Genomic DNA, 18643 nt, shown 5'->3' with positions numbered 1-18643 from the left:
ATTGACCGATGCATGACTTCACCGCCGGCGCGGGGGCGCACCCGCTGTTGACCCAGCTTGCGGCGCTGCAACGCTTCAGGGTTCATCTCGACGTCGCCGTCGTCGTCGCGGTGCTGGTGTTCACCAACCTGGTCGCCCACTTCACCACGCCGTGGGCCAGCATCGCGACCGTCCCGGCGGCCGCCGTCGGGCTGGTCGCGTTGGTGCGATCGCGGGGACTGGACTGGGCCGAGCTGGGTCTGGGTCGCGAGCACTGGAAAACCGGGCTCGGTTACGCGCTGGCCGCCGTCGCGGTCGTGGCCGCGGTCATCGCCGTCGGCGTCCTGTTACCGGCGACCCGGCCGATGTTCATGAACCACCGCTACGCCACAATGTCCGGCGCCCTGGTCGCCTCGATGATCATCATCCCGCTGCAGACCGTGATCCCCGAGGAGCTGGCCTTCCGGGGGGTGCTGCACGGCGCGCTGAACCGGGCCTGGGGGTTTCGCGGGGTCGCGCTGGCGGGGTCGCTGCTGTTCGGTTTGTGGCACGTCGCGACGTCACTGGGGTTGACCAGCACCAATGTCGGCTTCACCCGAGCGTTCGGCGGCGGGATCATCGGCATGCTGGCAGGGGTGGGCCTGGCGGTGGCGGCCACCGGGGCGGCCGGCTTCGTGTTCAGCTGGCTGCGCCGGCGCAGTGGCAGCCTGATCGCGCCGATCGCGCTGCACTGGTCGCTGAACGGGCTCGGCGCCCTGGCCGCCGCGCTGGTATGGCATCTGTCGACCTGAAGCCGCTACACCAGCAGCACCGCCGCGCCGGCGATGCGGCCCGCACTGAGATCGCTCAACGCCTGGTCGGCCTGGTCCAGCCGGTATTCGGGCGTGGTCACCTCGATGTGGTGGTGCGCCGCGAAATCCAGGAAGGCACGCGCGTCGGCGCGGGTGTTCGACGTGACCGACCGGACTTGGCGCTCCTGAAACAGATGGCGCTGGTAGTTCAGCACCGGGATGTCGGACAGGTGGATGCCCGCGACCGCCAAAGTGCCGCCACGGTCCAGCGCCTCCAGTGCGGGTAGCACCAGATCACCGACCGGGGCGAACAGGATCGCGGCGTCCAGCGGCACGGGCGGTGCATCGGCGGCGCCTTGAGCCGAGGCGGCGCCCAGCTGCAGCGCCAGTTCCCGCGCGTCGGCCCCGCGGGTCATCACGTGCACCTCGGCGCCTTGGGCCAGGGCGACCTGCGCGGTGATGTGCGCGCTGCCGCCGAACCCATACAGACCCAGCCGTCCCCCCGGCGGCAGCTCGGCCCGCAGCAGGGAGCGGTATCCGATGATCCCGGCGCACAACAACGGCGCGAGCTCGCTGTCGCTGTATCCGCTCGGTAGATGGTGCGCGAAAGCGGCCGGGACGGTGGCGAATTCGGCGTATCCGCCGTCGGCGTCCCAGCCGGTGTAGCGCGACTCGGGGCACAGGTTCTCGTTGCCGCGACGGCAGTACTTGCACGCGCCGCACGTGTGGCGCAGCCACGCTATGCCCACCCGGTCGCCCACCCGGAAGCCGTCACCGGCCGCCGAGCCCACTTGAACGACCTCCCCGACCACCTCGTGCCCGGGAATCACCCGGTCGCGGTGGACGGGGAGGTCGCCTTCGGTGACGTGCAGATCGGTGCGGCAGACGCCGCAGGCCTTGACGGCGACCAGCAACTCCGCCGGCGCCGGCCGTGGCACCTCGGTGCTGACTTGCTCGAGCGGGCCGGAGGCCATCGGGCCGGGCCGGCGCACGCGCCAGGCGCGCATAGTTGAGGCCGTGGCTGTTGAGGGCATAAGCCCATCATGCCGCTGTCCGCCACGGCCGCAACGGTTGATTCCGGCTAGGTCTTTTTCACCATGCCGACGAGCCACAGCAGGATCACCGAGCCGAGCAGCGCGGTGAAGAAGGTGAAGATCCAACCCCCACCCGCAGTGTTGACGAAGAAGCTCAGGATGAAGCCGCCGATCAACGCGCCCACGATGCCGATCACGATGTTCATCAAGATGCCGAATCCGCCGCCCTTGATGATCTTGCCGGCGGCCCAGCCCGCCAGGCCGCCAGGCCGCCGATGATGATGTAGCCGACCAGGCCGACGCTGGTAAATGTCGTCGACCGGGCCAGGTATTCGGTAGCTGCGATGACGTTCATGCGCGTCTCCTTGCATTTGCTGGCAAAGCCCCGCTCACGTTCGTGGGCAGTGATTTCGGTATACCCGGTTCGCGTAACGAATCCGGTGCCGAATCGGAGACGATTGGCCTAACGCGGGTGATCCGGATTTGTCGCTCAGGTGCGCATCGTCGGCCGCGGTGCTGGTGCGGGCGTCGGGCTGACCTGTCCAGCGGGCGCCTGGGCCGGGGCGGGGACGGGAGTCGGGACCTCTGGCGCCGGCGCGGGGGCTGCCGGGGCGGGCGCCGGAGATGCCGGGGCCGGTCCGGGCGCTTGACCGGGGGCGGGCGCCTGACCCGGGGCGGGCGCCGACGCGCCCGGGGCCGCCGGCTGAGGCGCCCAGGGCTGGATCGACTCAGCCAGCGCCTTGGCGGCGCCCCTGTCCACCGGGTCGTTGGACGTGCCGAGCCACACCACGAACCAGCGCTGGGGTGCTCCGCCGTTGGCGGCGGGCGTGCCGACGACGCCGGTCCAGATCTGGCCGTTCGGCTTGGCCGTGTCGTTGAACTTGACCTCGTAGTACGACGCGCTTCCCGTGAGTCCGTTGCCGTTGAGCGGGGTAGATTCCTGGTTGATGCGGGTGCCGGGGTAGGGCATGTAGAACTCACCCATGTCCGAGCCGAGTCGGACCGCGGCCTTGGCGTTGTCGGGTTCGGCGCTGGCGTAGAGCTTCTGGTCCAGCCGGCCCAGGACGATCCGGGTGTCGTTGGCGACGGGCGGCGCCTGGCCCGGCATCGGCGGCTCTCCGGTGGTCTTGCTCAGCATGGCCGAGCCGTAGTCGAGGTGCGAAGCGTCCGATTCGACCCACCCCGGGGGCAGCAGGAAGCTGAACCCGCCGACGGCGTTGGTGATCCGGGGCAGGTCCGGTGGCGGCGGTGGCGGCGGCGCGTTAGGGTCGGCTGGCGGCGGGGGCGGCGCGTTGGGGTCGGCCGGCGGCGGGGGCGGCGCATTGGGGTCGGCCGGCGGAGGGGCCGCATTCGGGGCACCCGGGGCGGGCGCGGCGGTGGTCGCCGGTGCCGGGGGCGCGGGCTCCGGATCGGCCTTCGACGTCGCCGGCAATGCGATACCGACCGCGCTGACACTGGTCACGGCCATGATCGCCAGCGTGGCCCACAGTCCCCTGCGGCGCGTTGGGTTGAGGTCCTCCCGATCCATGGCGACGAACCTACCGCGTTACGGCTGTGACGCAAGGGTGGCTTGCTGACAATGTGGTGCGCTTTTTCTCCTGTTGTCCCTGCGCCAATTGGTCAGCGCGCCAGCTCGTCCGCCGGGGTTTCGCCGCGGCGCCGGATACAGTGCGACCTCGTGCGCCTTGACGCTGAACCACACTCGCTCGCCGGGGGTCAACCGCAGCTCCGTGGCGGCCTCGACGGTGACCTGAGCGGTCAGGCCGGGCGCGCCGTCGGGCTGCTCCCGGCCGCATACCAACACCGCCGGCCCACGCGTGTCGAGCTCGGCCATGGTCTGCTCGACGGTGTTGCGCGGGCTGCCGTGCGGCGGCTGCCGATACACCGCCACCGCCGTCGGCGCGAACACCGCGACCGCGTACCGCCCGGCGGTGAGATCAGCCCGGAAGTCCTGGGCCGGCATCCCGTGCCAGCGGCGACCGGACTGGTTGTGCAGCGAGCCGTCAGGCCCCCACGGCGCCGTTGACCAGGTTGACACCGGCGATGCGCGCCCCGAAATTGCTGCGGGGGGCGGTCAGCACCTCGGCCACCGGACCGATCTCGGAGATCTTGCCTCGGCGGCTGCCGACTACCGCGCGAAGCTGCAACCGGCTCACCGGCGGCGCGTCAGTGGTGGCCGCTGAAGATGATCCGCATCATCTTGAGATTGATGCTGGTGAACCGCCAGAACTGCACCAGCAGGCTCCGGCGCATCCGCAGGGTCGACCTGGTGGGCAGCGGCGCATCGGCGATGCGTTCGGCGGTCCGGACGTTCACCTCAGAGTCGGTGCTCTCACTGTCCATGGAAGTCATGGGATCGCCTTTCACTCGGGGATCAACCACCAAAACGGCCTGGCCTTGGCCTTATAGATGAACATGTAGTGCAGCAACAGTTTGATCCAATGCCCGGCCAGCCCGAGCTCGCCGGACGTGCCGGCGATGTCCCGGCCCGTCTGCGGATACTTCTTCGGGTCCGGGACGACCGGGAACATCGTCATCGCGGCGGCCGACCCCTCGCGCAGCCCGGCGCCCGCGGAGGCGACGCACGCCGCGCCCATAGTCGCCATCGAGGCGCGGTGGGCGGCGGCGTCAGGGTGCTCGATGCGGTCCCGGATGGTCTCGGCGACCGTCTTGGCCATGATCCCCGACGGCATCCCGGTGCGCGGCGGGCTCGGGGTGATGACCGTACCGTTGGGGCTCTTACGCGGCCGAGAGATCGGGTGCGGCGGCGCGAACGCGATGCCCGGGGCGAAGATGTTGCGGTACGCCGGGGACTCGTAGGTGTGCGGCCAGTCCTCGGCGGACCACTCGTCATACGGCTTGCCCGAGTAGTCGGCGTCGACCTTGAGGAATCCCGACGGTGCGAACAGCTTGGACGTGATGTCGTTGCCGGCATTGTCGTAGGCGGCCAGGGGGACGCCCTTGAATGGCGGCAGCAGCATCGCGAAGTCGAAGTCCAGGTCGTGCTCCTTGCCGTCGAGCTGCTCATAGCGCAGCTTGCCTTCCATCACCTCGTGCACGGCGGCCTGGGTGATGGCCTTGACGCCGCGCTCGCGGAACAGCGACTCGGTCCACATCCGGCTGGACTGCAGAAAGCCCTTGTCCTCGAACTGCATGCCGTCGACGCCGAAGTCGCCGAGCTCGTATTCGTTGGTGAGGTAGACGATCTCGGCCATGTCGCGCAGGCCGGCCGCGCGCAGCGTGTGTTCGACGTTGAAGGTGTACTCGAACGCCGCCCCCTCGCAGGTGCAGGTGCCGTGTCCCACGCCGATCACCAGGCGCTGCTTCTCGCCGGCCCGCATCTTGGCCATCACCTTGTGCAGCGCGGCGGACGCCTCGATCGCGTGGTCGGCGGTGCACACGGAGTAAGAGTGCCCGTCCGGGCCCAGGCCGGGCGTGGCCGCGAAGTTCAGCTGCGGGCCGGTGGCGTTGATCAGGTAGTGGTACACCACTGAGCCGGTCTGGCCGTTGTGCTCGGGGTCGGTATAGGTGAAGTCCACCGTCGGCGACGCCTCACCGCCCGATCCCTCGGGACGGATCGCGGTCGCGCGCGCCTGATGGAAGATGATGCCCTTGCGGTCATAGATCGGTTTCAGCGGAATCAGCACCTTGTCCGCTTCCATCCGGCCGACGCCGACCCAGATGTTCGATGGGATCCAGTTCCAGTCGGCGTTGGGCGAAATCACGACGACCTCGTGCTTGCGGGATAGCCATCGGCGCAGGTGCAGCGCGGCGGTGTGTCCCGCGATGCCAGCGCCGAGGATGACGACTCGTGCCATTGATGCTCCTCGGTCGGACCAGGCCACAACGGTGATGCGGCTCGACGCTCCCAGGGTACCCCTGGGGGTATCAAGCGGGAAAGGCGGCTCAGTTCATCGTCGTTCAGCGGCCCGCGCCTGGAAAGGGCACCCGGTAACCGGGCGGCTACCTGCCGTCGTTCGCGGTCAGTCCGCGCGCCCCCAGGCCCAGCACCACCAGCGCCGCGACCGCCACCAACAGGATCGACAATGCCACGGCGGCGTTGGCGTCGGTGACCCGCTGCAGGTAGATCTCCAGCGGCAGGGTGCGGGTCACCCCTTGCCGCGAACCGGCGAACGTCAGCGTCGCGCCGAACTCCCCCAGTGAACGCGCGAACGCCAGCACCGCCCCGACACCAGGCCCGGCCGCAGCAGCGGGAGCGTGACCCGCCACCAGACCGCGCTGGGCCGGACCCCCAGCGTCGCCGCGACCACCTCGTAGTCGGCCCCATCAGCGGCCGCATCAGCCGCACCAGGCGCGTCGCGCTGCGCGCCAGCACGAGCGCCATCGGGACCCCCAGCAGCACGCACAGCACGGTGCTGGCGGTCGCGGTCTTCAGGCTCAGCAACAGCGCGGTCCTCGACGACGAGCTGGTGATCAGGGACCACAAATTCGGCCAGTCGACCTTGGCCGCGATCGCCAGCAGCGGCAGCACCACGAAGACGGTGCCCACCGCGGCCGGCACGTACACCCAGCGCGGCAGGTTGACGGGGGAAGGCACGGCCGGCGTCAGGGCTTAGCGAACCCCGCCCGGGCCAGCGCTTGCTGGCCGGGACCGGACATCACCAGTTCGACGAACCGCCGCGCCGCCGCGGGGTGCGGCGCATGCTTCAGCACCGCGATGGGGTGGGTGTTGACAGCGCTGGCCGCCTCGGGAAAGTCGACGGACGCCACCTTGTCGCCGGCGCTCTTGGCGTCGGAGACATACACCAGCCCGGCGTCGGCCTGACCCGTGGTGACCTTGTCGAGGACGTCGGTCACGCTGAGTTCCTCGCTGACCGGCGTCAGGTGTACGCCGGTGTCGTCTTCGATGCGTCGGGTCGCCGACCCGCACGGCACCGGCGGTTGGCAGATCACCACGGCCCGGCCCGGCCCGGCCAGGTCGGCGAAGCTCGCGGTCTTCTTCGGGTTCCCGGGAGCGGTCACGATCACCAGCGTGTTCGAGGCGAAGCCCGCCGGGTCGCCATCCAGCAGTCCGGCTGTGGCGACGGTGTCCATCTGCGCCGTGTCGGCCGACGCGAAGACGTCGGCGGGGGCGCCCTGAGTCAGCTGCGTCGCCAGCTCGGAGGAACCGGCGAACTCGAAATCGGCGCCGTCGCCGGGATGGTCGGCCTTGAACCGCTGTCCGATCTGGGTGAAGAGGGGCCTCAGCGAGGCCGCGGCGAACACGACGACCGATCCGGCGGATCGGGGCGAGGGCGATTTCCGGGCGCACCCGACGGGCGCGGCTAGCAGCGCCGCCGACACCAGACAAGCCGTGAACCCGACCGGACGCACGCATGCACCCTAACGGGCGGTGCGCGTCCCGGGGGGATTGCGGTGATGGCCGAATAGTTACCCAATTGGCCCGCGCGTCGCGGCGCCGGGGATTTCATTGGCTAGCTACCGTCCAGTAACATGAGTTGAGTCGGGTCTGCGGGTTCGACGGTGAACACGAGGAGGTCATGGCAGTGGACGTGCTGGTCACCGGTGGGGACACCGACCTGGGGCGCACAGTGGCCGAGGGTTTCCGCGACGCCGGTCACAAGGTGACGCTGGTGGGCGCGCGCCGCAGTGACCTCGAGATCGCCGCCAAGGAACTCGACGTGGACGCGATCGTCTGCGACACCACCGACCCGGCCAGCCTTGAAGACGCCCGCGGGCTCCTCCCCCGCCACCTGGACACCATCGTCCACGTGCCGGTCCCGTCCTGGGAGGCCGGCGACCCGCGGACATACTCGATCGCCGACACCGCGCAGGCCTGGCGCAACGCCCTCGACGCGACAGTGCTGTCGGCCGTGCTGACCGTGCAGGCCGTCGGCGACCATCTGCGCTCCGGCGGGTCCATCGTCGGGGTGGTGACGGAGAACCCCCCGGCGGGCAGCATCGACGCCGCCATCAAGGCCGCGCTGTCGAGCTGGGTCGCCGGGCAGGCCGTGGTATTCGGCACGCGCGGGATCACCGTTAACGCCGTCGCCTGTGGGCGCAGCGCCCAGCCCGGTTACGACGGCCTGTCGCGTACGCCCCCGCCCGTGGCGGCGGAATTCGCCCGCCTGGCGCTGTTCCTCACCACTCCGGCCGCCCGCCACATCACCGGCCAGACCCTGCACGTCAGCCACGGCGCGTTGACCCAGTTCGCCTGAGCCCGTTGCGGTTGGCGCGTCCCACCGGTTTCGGCGCCGTGGGCCGATCGCTACGGTAACTAGCGTGGCTATACGACTCGGTCTGCAGATTCCCAACTTCTCCTACGGCACAGGGGTGGATCAGCTCTTTCCCACCGTGATCGCCCAGGCCCGTGAGGCCGAATCGGCCGGTTTCGACTCGGTTTTCGTGATGGACCACTTCTACCAGCTGCCCATGCTGGGCTCACCCGACCAGCCGATGCTGGAGGCCTACACCGCCCTGGGGGCGCTGGCCACCGCCACCGAGCGGGTGCAGTTGGGGACCCTGGTGACCGGCAACACCTACCGCAACCCCACCTTGCTGGCCAAGACCATCACCACGCTGGACGTGGTGAGCAGGGGCCGGGCCATCTTGGGCATCGGCACCGGCTGGTTCGAACTCGAACACGACCAGCTCGGTTTCGAGTTCGGCACCTTCACCGACAGGTTCAACCGGCTCGACGAGGCGCTGCAGATCATCCTGCCGATGCTCAAGGGCGAGCGGCCGAGCTTCTCGGGCAAGTGGTATCGCGCGACGGAGGCGCTGGCCAACCCCCGCTACCGCGAGCACATCCCGTTGATGATCGGTGGAAGCGGCGAGAAGAAGACGATCCCGTTGGCGGCGCGGCACTTCGACCACCTCAACGTGATCGCCGGGTTCGACGAGGTGCCGCGCAAGCTGCAGGTGGTGCGTCAGCGGTGCGAGGAGATCGGCCGCGACCCGGCGACACTGGAAACCAGCATGCTGGTCACCGCGCTCGTCGACGACAACGCCAAGCCCGACCAGGTTCCCGCCGAGATGAGCCAGCGCATGGTGGTTGGCGGCGCCGAATCGGTCGCCGAGCAGCTCAAGACCAAGGTGCTCGACGCGGGCATCGACAGCCTCATCATCAACGTTCCGTTCTACACGCCCGGGGTGATTGCCGCCGCCGGCGCGGCGCTACGTCCGCTCGTGGGCCTGTAGGGCCGCTGGGGATCGTCGCGGCGGCCCCCGGCATGACGAGTATCACGTCGCCCGAAATGGGAAAACAACGCTGGTGTGGTTGAACGCACAGGCTTGCGATTTGGATTCGGGGGTACTCCTGTGACTACCGTGATTATCGGACTGGCAGTGCGCGTCAAGGAGCCCCTCAGGAGCAGCAGATACATATGAGCCCCCAGCCAGAAAGCGCATCTGGAGCCAAGCGTCGGCATCGGGTCGTGATCATCGGATCGGGATTCGGTGGCCTCAACGCCGCAAAGAAGCTCAAGCGAGCCGATGTCGACATCAAGATGATCGCCCGCACCACCCACCATCTGTTCCAGCCGTTGCTGTACCAGGTGGCCACCGGCATCATCTCCGAAGGAGAGATCGCTCCGGCCACCCGGGTCGTGCTGCGCGACCAGAGCAATCTCCAGGTGCTGCTGGGCAACGTCACCCACATCGACCTGGCCAACCGCCGCGTGGTGTCCGACCTGTTGGGGCACACCTACGAAACTCCGTACGACAGCCTGATCGTCGCCGCCGGCGCCGGCCAGTCCTACTTCGGCAACGACCACTTCGCCGAGTTCGCGCCCGGCATGAAGTCGATCGACGACGCTTTGGAGCTGCGCGGGCGCATCCTGAGCGCCTTCGAGCAGGCCGAGCGCTCCCGCGATCCGGAGCGCCGCAAGAAGCTGCTTACGTTCACCGTCGTCGGCGCCGGCCCGACCGGCGTCGAGATGGCCGGTCAGATCGCCGAATTGGCCGAGTACACCCTCAAGGGCGCGTTTCGGCACATCGACTCGACGAAGGCCCGGGTGATTCTGCTCGACGCCGCGCCCGCGGTGCTGCCGCCGTTCGGGGAGAAGCTGGGCAAGCGGGCCGCCGCGCGGCTGGAGAAGATGGGTGTGGAGATCCAGTTGGGCGCGATGGTCACCGACGTGGACCGCAACGGCATCACCGTCAAGGATTCCGACGGCACCGTCCGGCGCATCGAGTCCCAGTGCAAAGTCTGGTCCGCCGGGGTGTCGGCGAGCGGGCTCGGCAGGGACCTCGCCGACCAGTCGGCGGTCGAACTGGACCGGGCCGGCCGGGTCAAAGTGCTTCCCGACCTGTCCATTCCCGGGCACCCCAACGTGTTCGTCGTCGGCGACATGGCCGCCGTCGAGGGCGTGCCGGGTGTGGCGCAGGGTGCGATCCAGGGCGCCAAGTACGTCGCCCGCACGATCAAGGCCGAGGTCGGCGGGGCCGACCCGGCGCAGCGCGAGCCCTTCCAGTACTTCGACAAGGGTTCGATGGCCACGGTGTCCAAGTTCTCCGCGGTGGCCAAGATCGGCCCGCTGGAGTTCAGCGGCTTCATCGCCTGGCTGGCGTGGCTGGTGCTGCACCTGGTCTACCTGGTCGGCTTCAAGAACCAGGTCACCACGCTGGTGTCGTGGGCGGTGACGTTCCTCAGCAATCGGCGAGGCCAGCTCACGATCACCGAGCAGCAGGCCTTCGCGCGTACGCGGCTCGAACAGCTGGCCGAACTAGCGGCCGAGGCGCACCGCTCGGAAAACACTCGGGTCGCCAGTTAGCCCGGGTTGCCGGGCAGTAATCCGCGGCGACCGCGCCGCCTACCTGCCAATCGCCTGGCAATGTGTCTGCAATTGGCTGTCAAAGCGCCCGGGATTTCCGCCGGTGTGATTGCGATGTGAGATCGGCCTGTATCTTCAACCGTGGCGCAGCCGTGAAAGGCCGCCCGGACGAGTTCGCCGTACCCGGACAGCGACAAGACGGCGAGTACTGGATGCGTCGCGCGGCGGTCATCAAAGCCGATTTGTGAACCCGCCGAGTCGCTTAGGTACCGTTCGCCGGGGCATCCTCCGCCGTGAGATACGTCTCAACGAGAGGACAGATAGTGACAAATCCGTTCGCTGGACAGGCCGACATTCCCAATCGCGAAGGTCAGTGGGCACAGCAGGCCGAGGCCGAGCTGCCGAACCGCCGTCACCGCGAGGAGATCGACCGCTGCATTGCGCACGGCCTGGAAGCCGCCCCGACGATCAACGACCGCACGCTGTCGACCTTCTCCCGCGGCGAGCTGCCGCACTTCGCCGGAGAGCGCGGGACGTTTCTGAAGTGCCCGTTCCTGGAGGACGTGCACGACATCTCCGACGCCGAGGTGGCGGTCTTCGGCGCGCCGCTCGACGCCGGCACCACCTACCGCCCGGGCACCCGGTTCGGCCCCATGGGCATCCGGCGCTCGACCAACCTGTTTGGCACCTACTGCTACGAACTGGGCGTGGACCTGCGCGAACAACTCAACATCGTCGACATCGGCGACGTCGTCACGATCCCGGCGAACATCGAGAAGTCATTCGACCAGATCAGCACGGCCATGTCACATGTGGTCTCCCACGGAGTGTTCCCGGTGGTACTCGGCGGTGACCACTCGATAGGGTTCCCGACGGTGCGGGGCCTGGCGCCCCACCTGGACGGCAACGTGGGCATCATCCACTTCGACCGCCACGTCGACACCCAGGAGACCGATCTCGACGAGCGGATGCACACCACGCCGTGGTTCCACGCCACCAACATCAAGAACGCGCCGGCCACGAACCTGGTGCAGATCGGCATCGGCGGGTGGCAGGCACCGCGCGCGGGCGTCCAGGTGGGCCGGCAGCGAGGTAGCACCGTCATCACGGTCGGCGACGTCGAACGCGTCGGGATCGAGAAGATCGCCGAAATCGCCCTGGAGACGGCGTGGAAGGACGCCAAGGCGGTGTACCTGTCGTTCGACATCGACGTGATCGACGCCGGCTTCGTGCCGGGCACCGGCTGGCCCGAGCCCGGCGGGCTGTTGCCGCGTGAGGCGCTCAACCTCATCCGGCTGATCTCCGAGCCCGGACTGAACGGCATCGAGGTGGTGGAGTGCTCGCCGCCCTACGACTGGGCCGAGCAGACCGCCCTTATGAGCAGCCGCGTCATCCTGGACAGCCTCGCGGTGATGGTGCGCGCCGGCAAGCTCGGCAAGAAGCCCGCCGCGATGAAGCGGCACGCATGGGGGCCGTTTGTTGACTAGCCGCGCCGCGGCCCAAGCGATGGCCGGGCCCGCATCGAATGAACGACACGCTCACGCGCCCGTGAGCGGGAAAGGCTGGGCACGCGGTGCGCGCACCGCCCGGTGATACGCGTCGATGACACCGCCGGCCGGTGGCGCCGGAGTGGCGTCACCGGCCGGCGGTAGCCGTCCCGCACTCAACCCGCGGCCCTGTGGGTCGCGAGTCGAGTTTGCTTGGATGCTCTCAAGCGAATCTTTTTCAGAAACACCTGGCTTAGCCGAGGTGCCGCTCACGACGTTGGCCGGTTGGGCAGTCAGCGCCGATGACCGGCCGCGTACTGACCCTGCGCCTCGCAGCGGCGAGGCCTCGTCGTTCCCGCCGCCAGCCGCTCGCTCGGTGGAAACTGTTGCCGCAGTGGAGGGTTTTCCTCGAGCCCGGCGAAGCCCGGCCGCCCCGCCGGGCATGGGTCCGGTGCGCGACGACGCCCCGCGACTGCGTGGCCGACGCTGTCGGCCGCCCAAGCCAAGCGAGCCCCTCGCCTGAATACAGTTAGCCCACAGCTGGTATACAGGCTTCCCAGCGAATTCCCAGGAGTTAACCAGTTCAGTTACAGTGAAAACAATGATCATTGATAACTGTCCGGCGATCCGGACGTCCGTTCGATGATGTGCACCCCGGTGCGACCGTGTGGACGTTCGGGGCGTCGACATTCGTGCGCCCGCCGCGGCGCTCGAAACAGGCAGCAGGGAAGAAACCGACAAGTGTGGGCGACCGGGAATGTGACGTGGTGATGACAGGTCGGCTTACGAGGGGGTCGTGACGTGGACTACGCGGCATTGCCGCCGGAGATCAACTCCGGTCGGATGTATGCGGGACCGGGGGCGGGACCGTTGGTGGCGGCCGCCGCGGCCTGGGACGGGCTGGCGGCCGAGCTGAACATCGCGGCGGCCTCGTACCGGTCGACGGTCTCCGAACTCACGGGCGGCCCGTGGGGCGGGCCGTCGTCGACCACGATGGCCGCCGCGGCGACTCCTTACGTGTCCTGGGTGAGCGGCACGGCGGCGCAGGCCGAGCAGACCGCGAGCCAGCTCAAATCGGCGATAGCGGCGTACGAGGCGGCGTTCACGGCCACCGTGCCCCCGCCGGAGATCGAGGTCAACCGGGCCCTGTTGGCGGCATTGGTGGCCACCAACCTCCTGGGGCAGAACACCCCGGCGATCATGGCTACCGAGGCGCAGTACGCCGAGATGTGGGCGCGGGACGCCGCGGCGATGTACGGCTACGCCGGCGCCTCGGCCGCGGCGACCAAGCTGCTGGCGTTTGCGTCGCCACCCCAGGTCACGAACCCGGCCGGGGCGGCGACCCAGGCCGCCGCGGTCACCCAGGCCACGACCTCCGCCGCCGCGCCGAGCGCGCAGTCCGCGCTCACGGCCGTGCCCAATGTGCTGCAAGGTCTCTCGGCGGCGGGGGCGGTCAACCCGGCGGCGTCGCTCAACCCGATCACGTGGCTGGAAAGCCTCCTCGGTCTGCCGATCCCCGCCAACCTCAACACCCTCACCACGAACATGGGAAACTGGACGCTGGTCCTCAGTGGGTTCCTGTTCACCGCGTCCGGCATCACGCCCCTGATGGGCGGGCTGTACGGGCTCGCGCTGCCGACGGTCACCGCCGCCGCCGCCAGCGATGTCGTACCCGGCGCCGGGCTCGGGGCGCTGGTGGATTCCTACGGCCCGGAGGGGGGCCCCATGTCGGCGGCGCTGAACGGCCCCGACGTGTCGGCCGGTGTGGGCGAGGCCGCGACGGTCGGCAAGTTGTCGGTACCGCAGGCGTGGACGTCCTCCCCCGCCATCCGCCTCGCCGGCAGCGTATCGCCGCTGTCGAGCGCGGCGGCCGACGGCGTGCCGGCGGCCGGTGCGGCCGAGCCCGGGTTCTTCGGGGGAATCCCGCCGGTGGGCAGCCTGGTCAACGCGCCCAGGGGCGAACAGACCACGCGCACCAAGTCCGACAAGGGCCAGAAGGTTGTCGCGGCGATGCCCGGCGAGCAGCACGCCGACGAACGCCCGGCGGCCCGGCCCGCCCCGGCGCAACCGGCTCGCAAGCACGTCGCCAGCGCCTTGAGCGAACGCGAACGCGAAGAGCTCGAAAAACTCAGAAAGGAAATCGCCGACGTGGCGATGGAACGCGATGCCGCGGCCCGGTTGATCAAGGAGGCGATGCTGTGATCAGCGCCCTGGATTTCGCGGCGTACCCGCCGGAGTTCAACTCGGCCCGGATGTATGCCGGGCCGGGGCCGGGGTCGCTGGTGAGCGCCGCGGTGGCCTGGAACACGCTGGCGGCCGAGCTGACGTCGACGGCCACGTCGTATCGGGCCGTGCTCTCCGCGCTGACCGACGGGCCGTGGGCCGGCCCGTCGTCGATGCGGATGGCGGCCGCGGTCGCGCCGTATGTCTCCTGGGTGAATGCCACCGCCACGCAGGCCCAGCAGACCGCCGGCCAGCTCTCCTCGGCGGTCGCGGCCTACGAGGCCGCGTTCGCGGCGACCGTCCCGCCGCCGGAGATCGAGGTCAACCGGGCGCTGTTGGCGTCGCTGGTGTCGACCAACATCATGGGTCAGAACACCCCGGCGATCGCGAGCACCGAGGCGCAGTACGCCGAGATGTGGGCCCAGGACGCCCACGCGATGTACGGCTACGCCGGGGCATCCTCGGCCGCCACGACGCTGGCCCCGTTCAACGCCCCGCCGCAGACGACCAACCCGGCCGCGGCGACCACCCAGGGTGCGGCGGCCACCCAGACCACCACGTCCGCCGTCGGCTCGAGCACCCAGTCGACGTTGTCGAGCGTGCCCAACCTGCTGCAGGGTCTGTCGTCGGGAGCGGTCGCCGCGCCGGGGTCGAATCCGATCTACGACCTGTTGACCAGCGGCCCCTTCAACGCGTTCAACACGCTGAGCGGGCTGACGGTGGGCCCGCAGATCCTCTCCGAAGGCCTCAACTTCGATGCGTCCGGGGCCATGCTGACGTTGGCGCCGCCGGTGGCCACGGCCTGGAACCCGCTGATCAACCAGCTCTCGGCGAGCACGGCCTCCCAGGTCTCGCCGGCCTCTCCCCTGGATGCCGGGCTCGGGTCCAGCCTGGTGGACTCCTACGGTCCCGGGTCCGGCATACCCGGCGCGGCCGGGCTCGGCAGCCCCGGGGTGTCGGCCGGGCTGGGCCGGGCCGTGTCCGTCGGCAAGTTGTCGGTGCCGGAGACCTGGGGTAGCGCGCCGGCAATCCGGCTGGCCGCCACCGCGGCGCCGTTGCCCGCCGCGGGGCTGGAAGGCGTGCCCCAGGCCGGACCGGGCGGGTTCTACGGCATGCCCCCGATGGGTCCGGTGGCAAGTGTCGTCAACGCGCCGCGCGGCGACCGGGGCCGGCTCAAGGCCGGCGCACGCAACAAGGTGATCCCGGAGCTGATCGGCGGATCGGCCATGAACGGCGACCCCGCGGCGCGCTGGACCCAGCCGACGGCCGGCGCAGAGGACGCCGCGGCGGTTGCCGAGCGCGACGAACTCAACCAGCTGCGGAAGGCGATCGCCGACGTGTCCAGACAACGCGACGTGCTCAAGCGCACGGCCGCGACCCTGATCAAGGAGGGGACGAACAAATAGAAGGCCCGCACGCTGCCCGCCGGCATCCGTGACGAGAACCCCCAGCCCGCCCGTCCACACGGCCTGAGAAGTTAGGAAAGAGCTTTGGCCATCAACACGACCTCAGATACCGCGAACGATCGTGAGGACCACACCCGGCTCCAGACGGAGGTGGGCGCCGGCACCGACGCCGCATACGACGAGGATCACGCCCAGCTCAAGGCGCTGGGGCTCGAATCCGACTTCCGGCGGGACATGAGCCCGTGGGCGAACTTCTCGCTGGGCTTCACCTACCTGTCGCCGGTGGTCGGCATCTACACGGTGTTCGCGTTCGCGCTGGCCACCGCCGGGCCGCCGATGATCTGGACCCTGCTGATCGCCGGAGCGGGCCAGATGCTGGTCGCACTCGTCTTCAGCGAGGTGGTCGCGCAATTCCCGGTGGCCGGCGGTGTCTACCCGTGGGCGCGCCGGCTGTGGGGACGCAAGTGGGCGTGGATGACCGGCTGGGTCTACATGTTCACCCTATTGGCGCTGCTCGCCGACGCCGCCTACGGCGCGGGCCCGTACGTCGCCGACGTGTTCGGCTTCAAGTCGTCCGCGCACGCCACCGTGCTGTGCGCGCTGATCATGCTGGCGCTGGCCACGGCCATCAACCTGACCGGCACCAAGATGCTGAGTTACTTCGCCATCTTCGGCTTCAGCGCCGAGCTCATCGGCGCCCTGGTGGTCGGGGGCTGGCTGCTGGTCACCCAGCGCCACCACCACCTCGGCGTGCTGTTCCACAGCTTCGGCGCCGAAGGCAACCACAGCTTCACCTACGCGTTCCTGGCCGCCGGCCTGATCGCCCTCTACCAGTTCTTCGGCTTCGAAGCGTGCGGTGACGTGGCCGAGGAGGTGCGCAACCCCGGCCTGGTGATCCCAGGCGATGCGGCGCACCATCTACATCGGCGGGTCGGCGGCCACTTTCGTCTGCTTGAGCCTGATCCTGTCGGTGCCCGACTTCGGCGCGGTGATCAGCGGCAAGGACGCCGATCCGATCGACACCGTCCTGAAGTCGGCGTTCGGCGGCCTGGGCGCCAAGGTGGTGCTGTGCGTCGTGCTGATCTCGTTCACGTCGTGCGCGCTGAGCCTGCAGGCCGCGGCCAGCCGGCTCATCTACTCCTACGGCCGCGACGACATGATCGTCGGCTCGAAGTTCCTGAAGCACTTCGACCAGAAGCGGCACGTGCCGCCGTACGCGTTGCTGACCGCGGTCGTCATCCCGGCGCTGCTGATCATCGGATCGCTGATCTCCAGCGACGCGCTGACCAAGCTCGTCAGCTTCGGCTCGGTCGGGGTCTACATCGGGTTCCAGATGGTGGTGCTGGCCGCCCTGCGCGCCCGGCTCAAGGGCTGGCAGCCGACCGGCAAGTACAAGCTGGGCCGCTGGGGGCTGCCCGTCAACATCGGTGCGCTGGTCTACGGCGTCGCGGCCATCGTCGACCTCGCCTGGCCGCGGGAACCCTACAAACCCTGGTACGACGACTACATCATCGCGATCCTGTCGGTGACCATCGTCGGCCTCGGGGTCGTGTACCTGGTGTTCACCAGGGCCCACCAGAACAGCGACGCCCCGCACAACGACGCCATCCCCGCACGCTGAGCGACGCACCCGGCAGGGCCGGCCGGTCAGCAGGACAACCGTTTCCCCTGCCAGGTGCTCAGCGTTCCCCCGCCGGCCAATGCCAACACCGTCGTCCCGGCATCGCCAGGCCCGACGGAAGAGATTGCCGGATAACGCAACTCGCTGACGTTGGCGCGCGGGGCGCACAGCGCGTCGTCGGCCAGGGATCCGGCACCCAACTCCACCCGGTGCCTCGTCAACGGCCGGTCGTTGCGGTCGGCGCACAGCGCTCCCGACCAGAATCCTTCCCGCTCACCGAATCTGCCGATCTGGACCCGCTCACGCAGCCGGATCGATCCCTGGTCGTGCAGCCGCAGCGAAATGCCGGACAGGTGACGCGCGTCGGCGGCGACGACCGTCGGTTCGACGTCGACGTCCAGGTCACCGGCCACCTCCAGCGCCCACCGGGAATGTGAGGTCGGGGTCGCCGGCCCCGGCAGCGCGACGGTGGCCGCGGCACTGCGGATCTTCAGCCGCGCTCCCGGCTCGACGACCACGCGGATGTCGACGGCATCGCCGCCCAGCGGGGTCGCGGCTGTGGACACCAGGTGCACCGTGTCGGGTGTGGTGCAGCGCGCGGTCACACCACCGCCCCGGCATTCGATGCGCGGCAACCGCTTCGGGAACGCGACCAGCAGGAGCTCGGAGCGCATCAGAGGCCGGCCGCCTCGCGCAGTTGGGTCCGGACCCACGCCAGCACGCCGGTCGCGGCCGGGTCCTCGGTCAGGGACTGCAACACCGTCGGACGGCCCTCGCGCACCGCGTCGGCGTCGCGTGCCATCACCTCCAGGCTGGCGCCCACCAGCGGTGCCAGGTCGGTCTTGTTGACCACCAACAGGTCCGAGAAGGTCACCCCCGGCCCACCCTTGCGGGGAACCTTGTCGCCGCCGGCGACGTCGACGACGAAGATCTGTACGTCCACCAGTCCCGACGAGAACGTGGCGGTGAGGTTGTCGCCGCCGGACTCGACCAGGATCAGGTCCAGCGCTTCGTGGGCGGCGATCAGATCGTCGATCGCATCGAGGTTCGCGGTGATGTCGTCGCGGATCGCGGTGTGCGGGCAGCCGCCGGTCTGCACGGCCGCGATACGGTCGTCGGGCAGCACCGCGTGCCTGCGCAGGAAGTCGGCGTCCTCGGTGGTGTAGATGTCGTTGGTCACCACCGCCAGCGACAGCTCGTCGCGCAGCTGCCGGCACAGCGCGGCGACCAGCGCCGTCTTGCCCGAGCCGACCGGTCCCCCGATCCCGATGCGCAGCGGCTCGCCGGGGCGGCGGACGCGCCGGGGCCGGTCGACGGCATGAGTGTGGGTGTGGGAATGCTCGGAACTCACTGTCATATAAGACCTT

At 69.4% G+C, this 18643-nt stretch carries 15 protein-coding genes, 4 pseudogenes and 1 riboswitch; of the genes and pseudogenes, 9 read left to right on the top strand and 10 right to left on the bottom strand.

Going from position 1 to position 18643, the window contains the following annotated elements:
* Window positions 1-8: 8 nt before the first annotated feature.
* Window positions 9-770: a CPBP family intramembrane glutamic endopeptidase gene (locus AB8998_RS14595; RefSeq protein ID WP_369738554.1), complete on the top strand. Its 762-nt coding sequence runs from the start codon at window positions 9-11 to the stop codon at window positions 768-770.
* Between the two features lie 5 nt (window positions 771-775).
* Here the strand turns inward: AB8998_RS14595 and AB8998_RS14590 are convergent, their stop codons facing one another.
* The 8 genes and pseudogenes from AB8998_RS14590 to modA all read right to left on the bottom strand — a co-directional run bounded on the left by AB8998_RS14590 (window position 776) and on the right by modA (window position 7138).
* Complete coding sequence (locus tag AB8998_RS14590; RefSeq protein WP_369738553.1) at window positions 776-1804, bottom strand: zinc-binding alcohol dehydrogenase family protein; 1029 nt, start codon at window positions 1802-1804, stop codon at window positions 776-778.
* A 47-nt stretch (window positions 1805-1851) separates the two neighbouring features.
* Window positions 1852-2159, bottom strand: a pseudogene (locus tag AB8998_RS14585) (GlsB/YeaQ/YmgE family stress response membrane protein).
* 135 nt (window positions 2160-2294) lie between these two features.
* Window positions 2295-3332, bottom strand: a complete 1038-nt coding sequence (locus AB8998_RS14580) for an alanine and proline-rich secreted protein Apa (protein ID WP_369738552.1) — start codon at window positions 3330-3332, stop codon at window positions 2295-2297.
* 117 nt (window positions 3333-3449) lie between these two features.
* Window positions 3450-3918, bottom strand: a pseudogene (locus AB8998_RS14575) (TOBE domain-containing protein); the annotation flags it as partial.
* 52 nt (window positions 3919-3970) lie between these two features.
* A complete protein-coding gene (locus AB8998_RS14570) occupies window positions 3971-4147 on the bottom strand; it encodes a hypothetical protein (protein WP_369738551.1) in 177 nt (58 codons plus the stop codon).
* 20 nt (window positions 4148-4167) lie between these two features.
* On the bottom strand, window positions 4168-5622 hold the full coding sequence (locus AB8998_RS14565) for an NAD(P)/FAD-dependent oxidoreductase (protein ID WP_369738550.1): 1455 nt from the start codon (window positions 5620-5622) through the stop codon (window positions 4168-4170).
* A 145-nt stretch (window positions 5623-5767) separates the two neighbouring features.
* Window positions 5768-6362: pseudogene (locus AB8998_RS14560) on the bottom strand (ABC transporter permease subunit).
* A gap of 8 nt (window positions 6363-6370) precedes the next feature.
* The gene (modA, locus tag AB8998_RS14555; RefSeq protein ID WP_369738549.1) at window positions 6371-7138 is read right to left on the bottom strand and encodes a molybdate ABC transporter substrate-binding protein; all 768 of its coding nucleotides are present in this window, start codon (window positions 7136-7138) and stop codon (window positions 6371-6373) included.
* Between the two features lie 167 nt (window positions 7139-7305).
* Here modA and AB8998_RS14550 point away from each other — a divergent pair, with 167 nt between their 5' ends.
* The 8 genes and pseudogenes from AB8998_RS14550 (at window position 7306) to AB8998_RS14515 (ending at window position 17276) form a co-directional block, all read left to right on the top strand.
* Window positions 7306-7983, top strand: a complete 678-nt coding sequence (locus tag AB8998_RS14550; RefSeq protein ID WP_369741576.1) for an SDR family oxidoreductase — start codon at window positions 7306-7308, stop codon at window positions 7981-7983.
* 64 nt (window positions 7984-8047) lie between these two features.
* The gene (locus tag AB8998_RS14545; RefSeq protein WP_369738548.1) at window positions 8048-8965 is read left to right on the top strand and encodes an LLM class F420-dependent oxidoreductase; all 918 of its coding nucleotides are present in this window, start codon (window positions 8048-8050) and stop codon (window positions 8963-8965) included.
* Between the two features lie 185 nt (window positions 8966-9150).
* The gene (locus AB8998_RS14540; RefSeq protein WP_369738547.1) at window positions 9151-10539 is read left to right on the top strand and encodes an NAD(P)/FAD-dependent oxidoreductase; all 1389 of its coding nucleotides are present in this window, start codon (window positions 9151-9153) and stop codon (window positions 10537-10539) included.
* A 144-nt stretch (window positions 10540-10683) separates the two neighbouring features.
* Window positions 10684-10747, top strand: a riboswitch (guanidine-III (ykkC-III) riboswitch).
* Window positions 10748-10862: 115 nt separating this feature from the next.
* Window positions 10863-12026, top strand: a complete 1164-nt coding sequence (locus AB8998_RS14535; RefSeq protein ID WP_369738546.1) for an agmatinase family protein — start codon at window positions 10863-10865, stop codon at window positions 12024-12026.
* Between the two features lie 801 nt (window positions 12027-12827).
* Window positions 12828-14228 carry a PPE family protein gene (locus AB8998_RS14530; RefSeq protein WP_369738545.1) on the top strand — a complete coding sequence of 467 codons (1401 nt, stop codon included), beginning with the start codon at window positions 12828-12830 and terminating at the stop codon, window positions 14226-14228.
* Between the two features lie 50 nt (window positions 14229-14278).
* Window positions 14279-15655: a PPE family protein gene (locus AB8998_RS14525; RefSeq protein ID WP_475582081.1), complete on the top strand. Its 1377-nt coding sequence runs from the start codon at window positions 14279-14281 to the stop codon at window positions 15653-15655.
* A gap of 234 nt (window positions 15656-15889) precedes the next feature.
* Window positions 15890-16495 (top strand): annotated as a pseudogene (locus AB8998_RS14520) (amino acid permease); the annotation flags it as partial.
* A gap of 64 nt (window positions 16496-16559) precedes the next feature.
* Window positions 16560-17276, top strand: a complete 717-nt coding sequence (locus AB8998_RS14515; RefSeq protein ID WP_369738543.1) for an amino acid permease — start codon at window positions 16560-16562, stop codon at window positions 17274-17276.
* Between the two features lie 26 nt (window positions 17277-17302).
* Here AB8998_RS14515 and AB8998_RS14510 read toward each other — a convergent pair whose 3' ends face one another.
* Window positions 17303-17950, bottom strand: a complete 648-nt coding sequence (locus AB8998_RS14510) for an urease accessory protein UreD (protein ID WP_369738542.1) — start codon at window positions 17948-17950, stop codon at window positions 17303-17305.
* Window positions 17950-18633, bottom strand: coding sequence for an urease accessory protein UreG (gene ureG / locus AB8998_RS14505; RefSeq protein WP_369738541.1), 684 nt, complete (start codon window positions 18631-18633; stop codon window positions 17950-17952). Before ureG ends, AB8998_RS14510 begins: the two co-directional genes overlap by 1 nt.
* Window positions 18634-18643 lie beyond the last annotated feature (10 nt).

It is taken from the genome of Mycobacterium sp. HUMS_12744610, from assembly GCF_041206865.1.
GTDB lineage: Bacteria > Actinomycetota > Actinomycetes > Mycobacteriales > Mycobacteriaceae > Mycobacterium > Mycobacterium servetii.
This window is presented reverse-complemented; position numbering and strand designations above follow the sequence as displayed.

Bases quoted from the DNA above. Each gene is read 5' to 3' on its own strand.
- AB8998_RS14595 (WP_369738554.1), top strand. From the start codon at position 9: ATGCATGACTTCACCGCCGGCGCGGGGGCGCACCCGCTGTTGACCCAG.
- AB8998_RS14515 (WP_369738543.1), top strand. From the start codon at position 16,560: ATGCGGCGCACCATCTACATCGGCGGGTCGGCGGCCACTTTCGTCTGC.
- AB8998_RS14540 (WP_369738547.1), top strand. From the start codon at position 9,151: ATGAGCCCCCAGCCAGAAAGCGCATCTGGAGCCAAGCGTCGGCATCGG.
- AB8998_RS14580 (WP_369738552.1), bottom strand. From the start codon at position 3,332: ATGGATCGGGAGGACCTCAACCCAACGCGCCGCAGGGGACTGTGGGCC.
- AB8998_RS14510 (WP_369738542.1), bottom strand. From the start codon at position 17,950: ATGCGCTCCGAGCTCCTGCTGGTCGCGTTCCCGAAGCGGTTGCCGCGC.
- AB8998_RS14525 (WP_475582081.1), top strand. From the start codon at position 14,279: ATGTATGCCGGGCCGGGGCCGGGGTCGCTGGTGAGCGCCGCGGTGGCC.
- AB8998_RS14565 (WP_369738550.1), bottom strand. From the start codon at position 5,622: ATGGCACGAGTCGTCATCCTCGGCGCTGGCATCGCGGGACACACCGCC.
- AB8998_RS14570 (WP_369738551.1), bottom strand. From the start codon at position 4,147: ATGGACAGTGAGAGCACCGACTCTGAGGTGAACGTCCGGACCGCCGAA.
- AB8998_RS14550 (WP_369741576.1), top strand. From the start codon at position 7,306: ATGGCAGTGGACGTGCTGGTCACCGGTGGGGACACCGACCTGGGGCGC.
- ureG (WP_369738541.1), bottom strand. From the start codon at position 18,633: ATGACAGTGAGTTCCGAGCATTCCCACACCCACACTCATGCCGTCGAC.
- AB8998_RS14590 (WP_369738553.1), bottom strand. From the start codon at position 1,804: ATGCCCTCAACAGCCACGGCCTCAACTATGCGCGCCTGGCGCGTGCGC.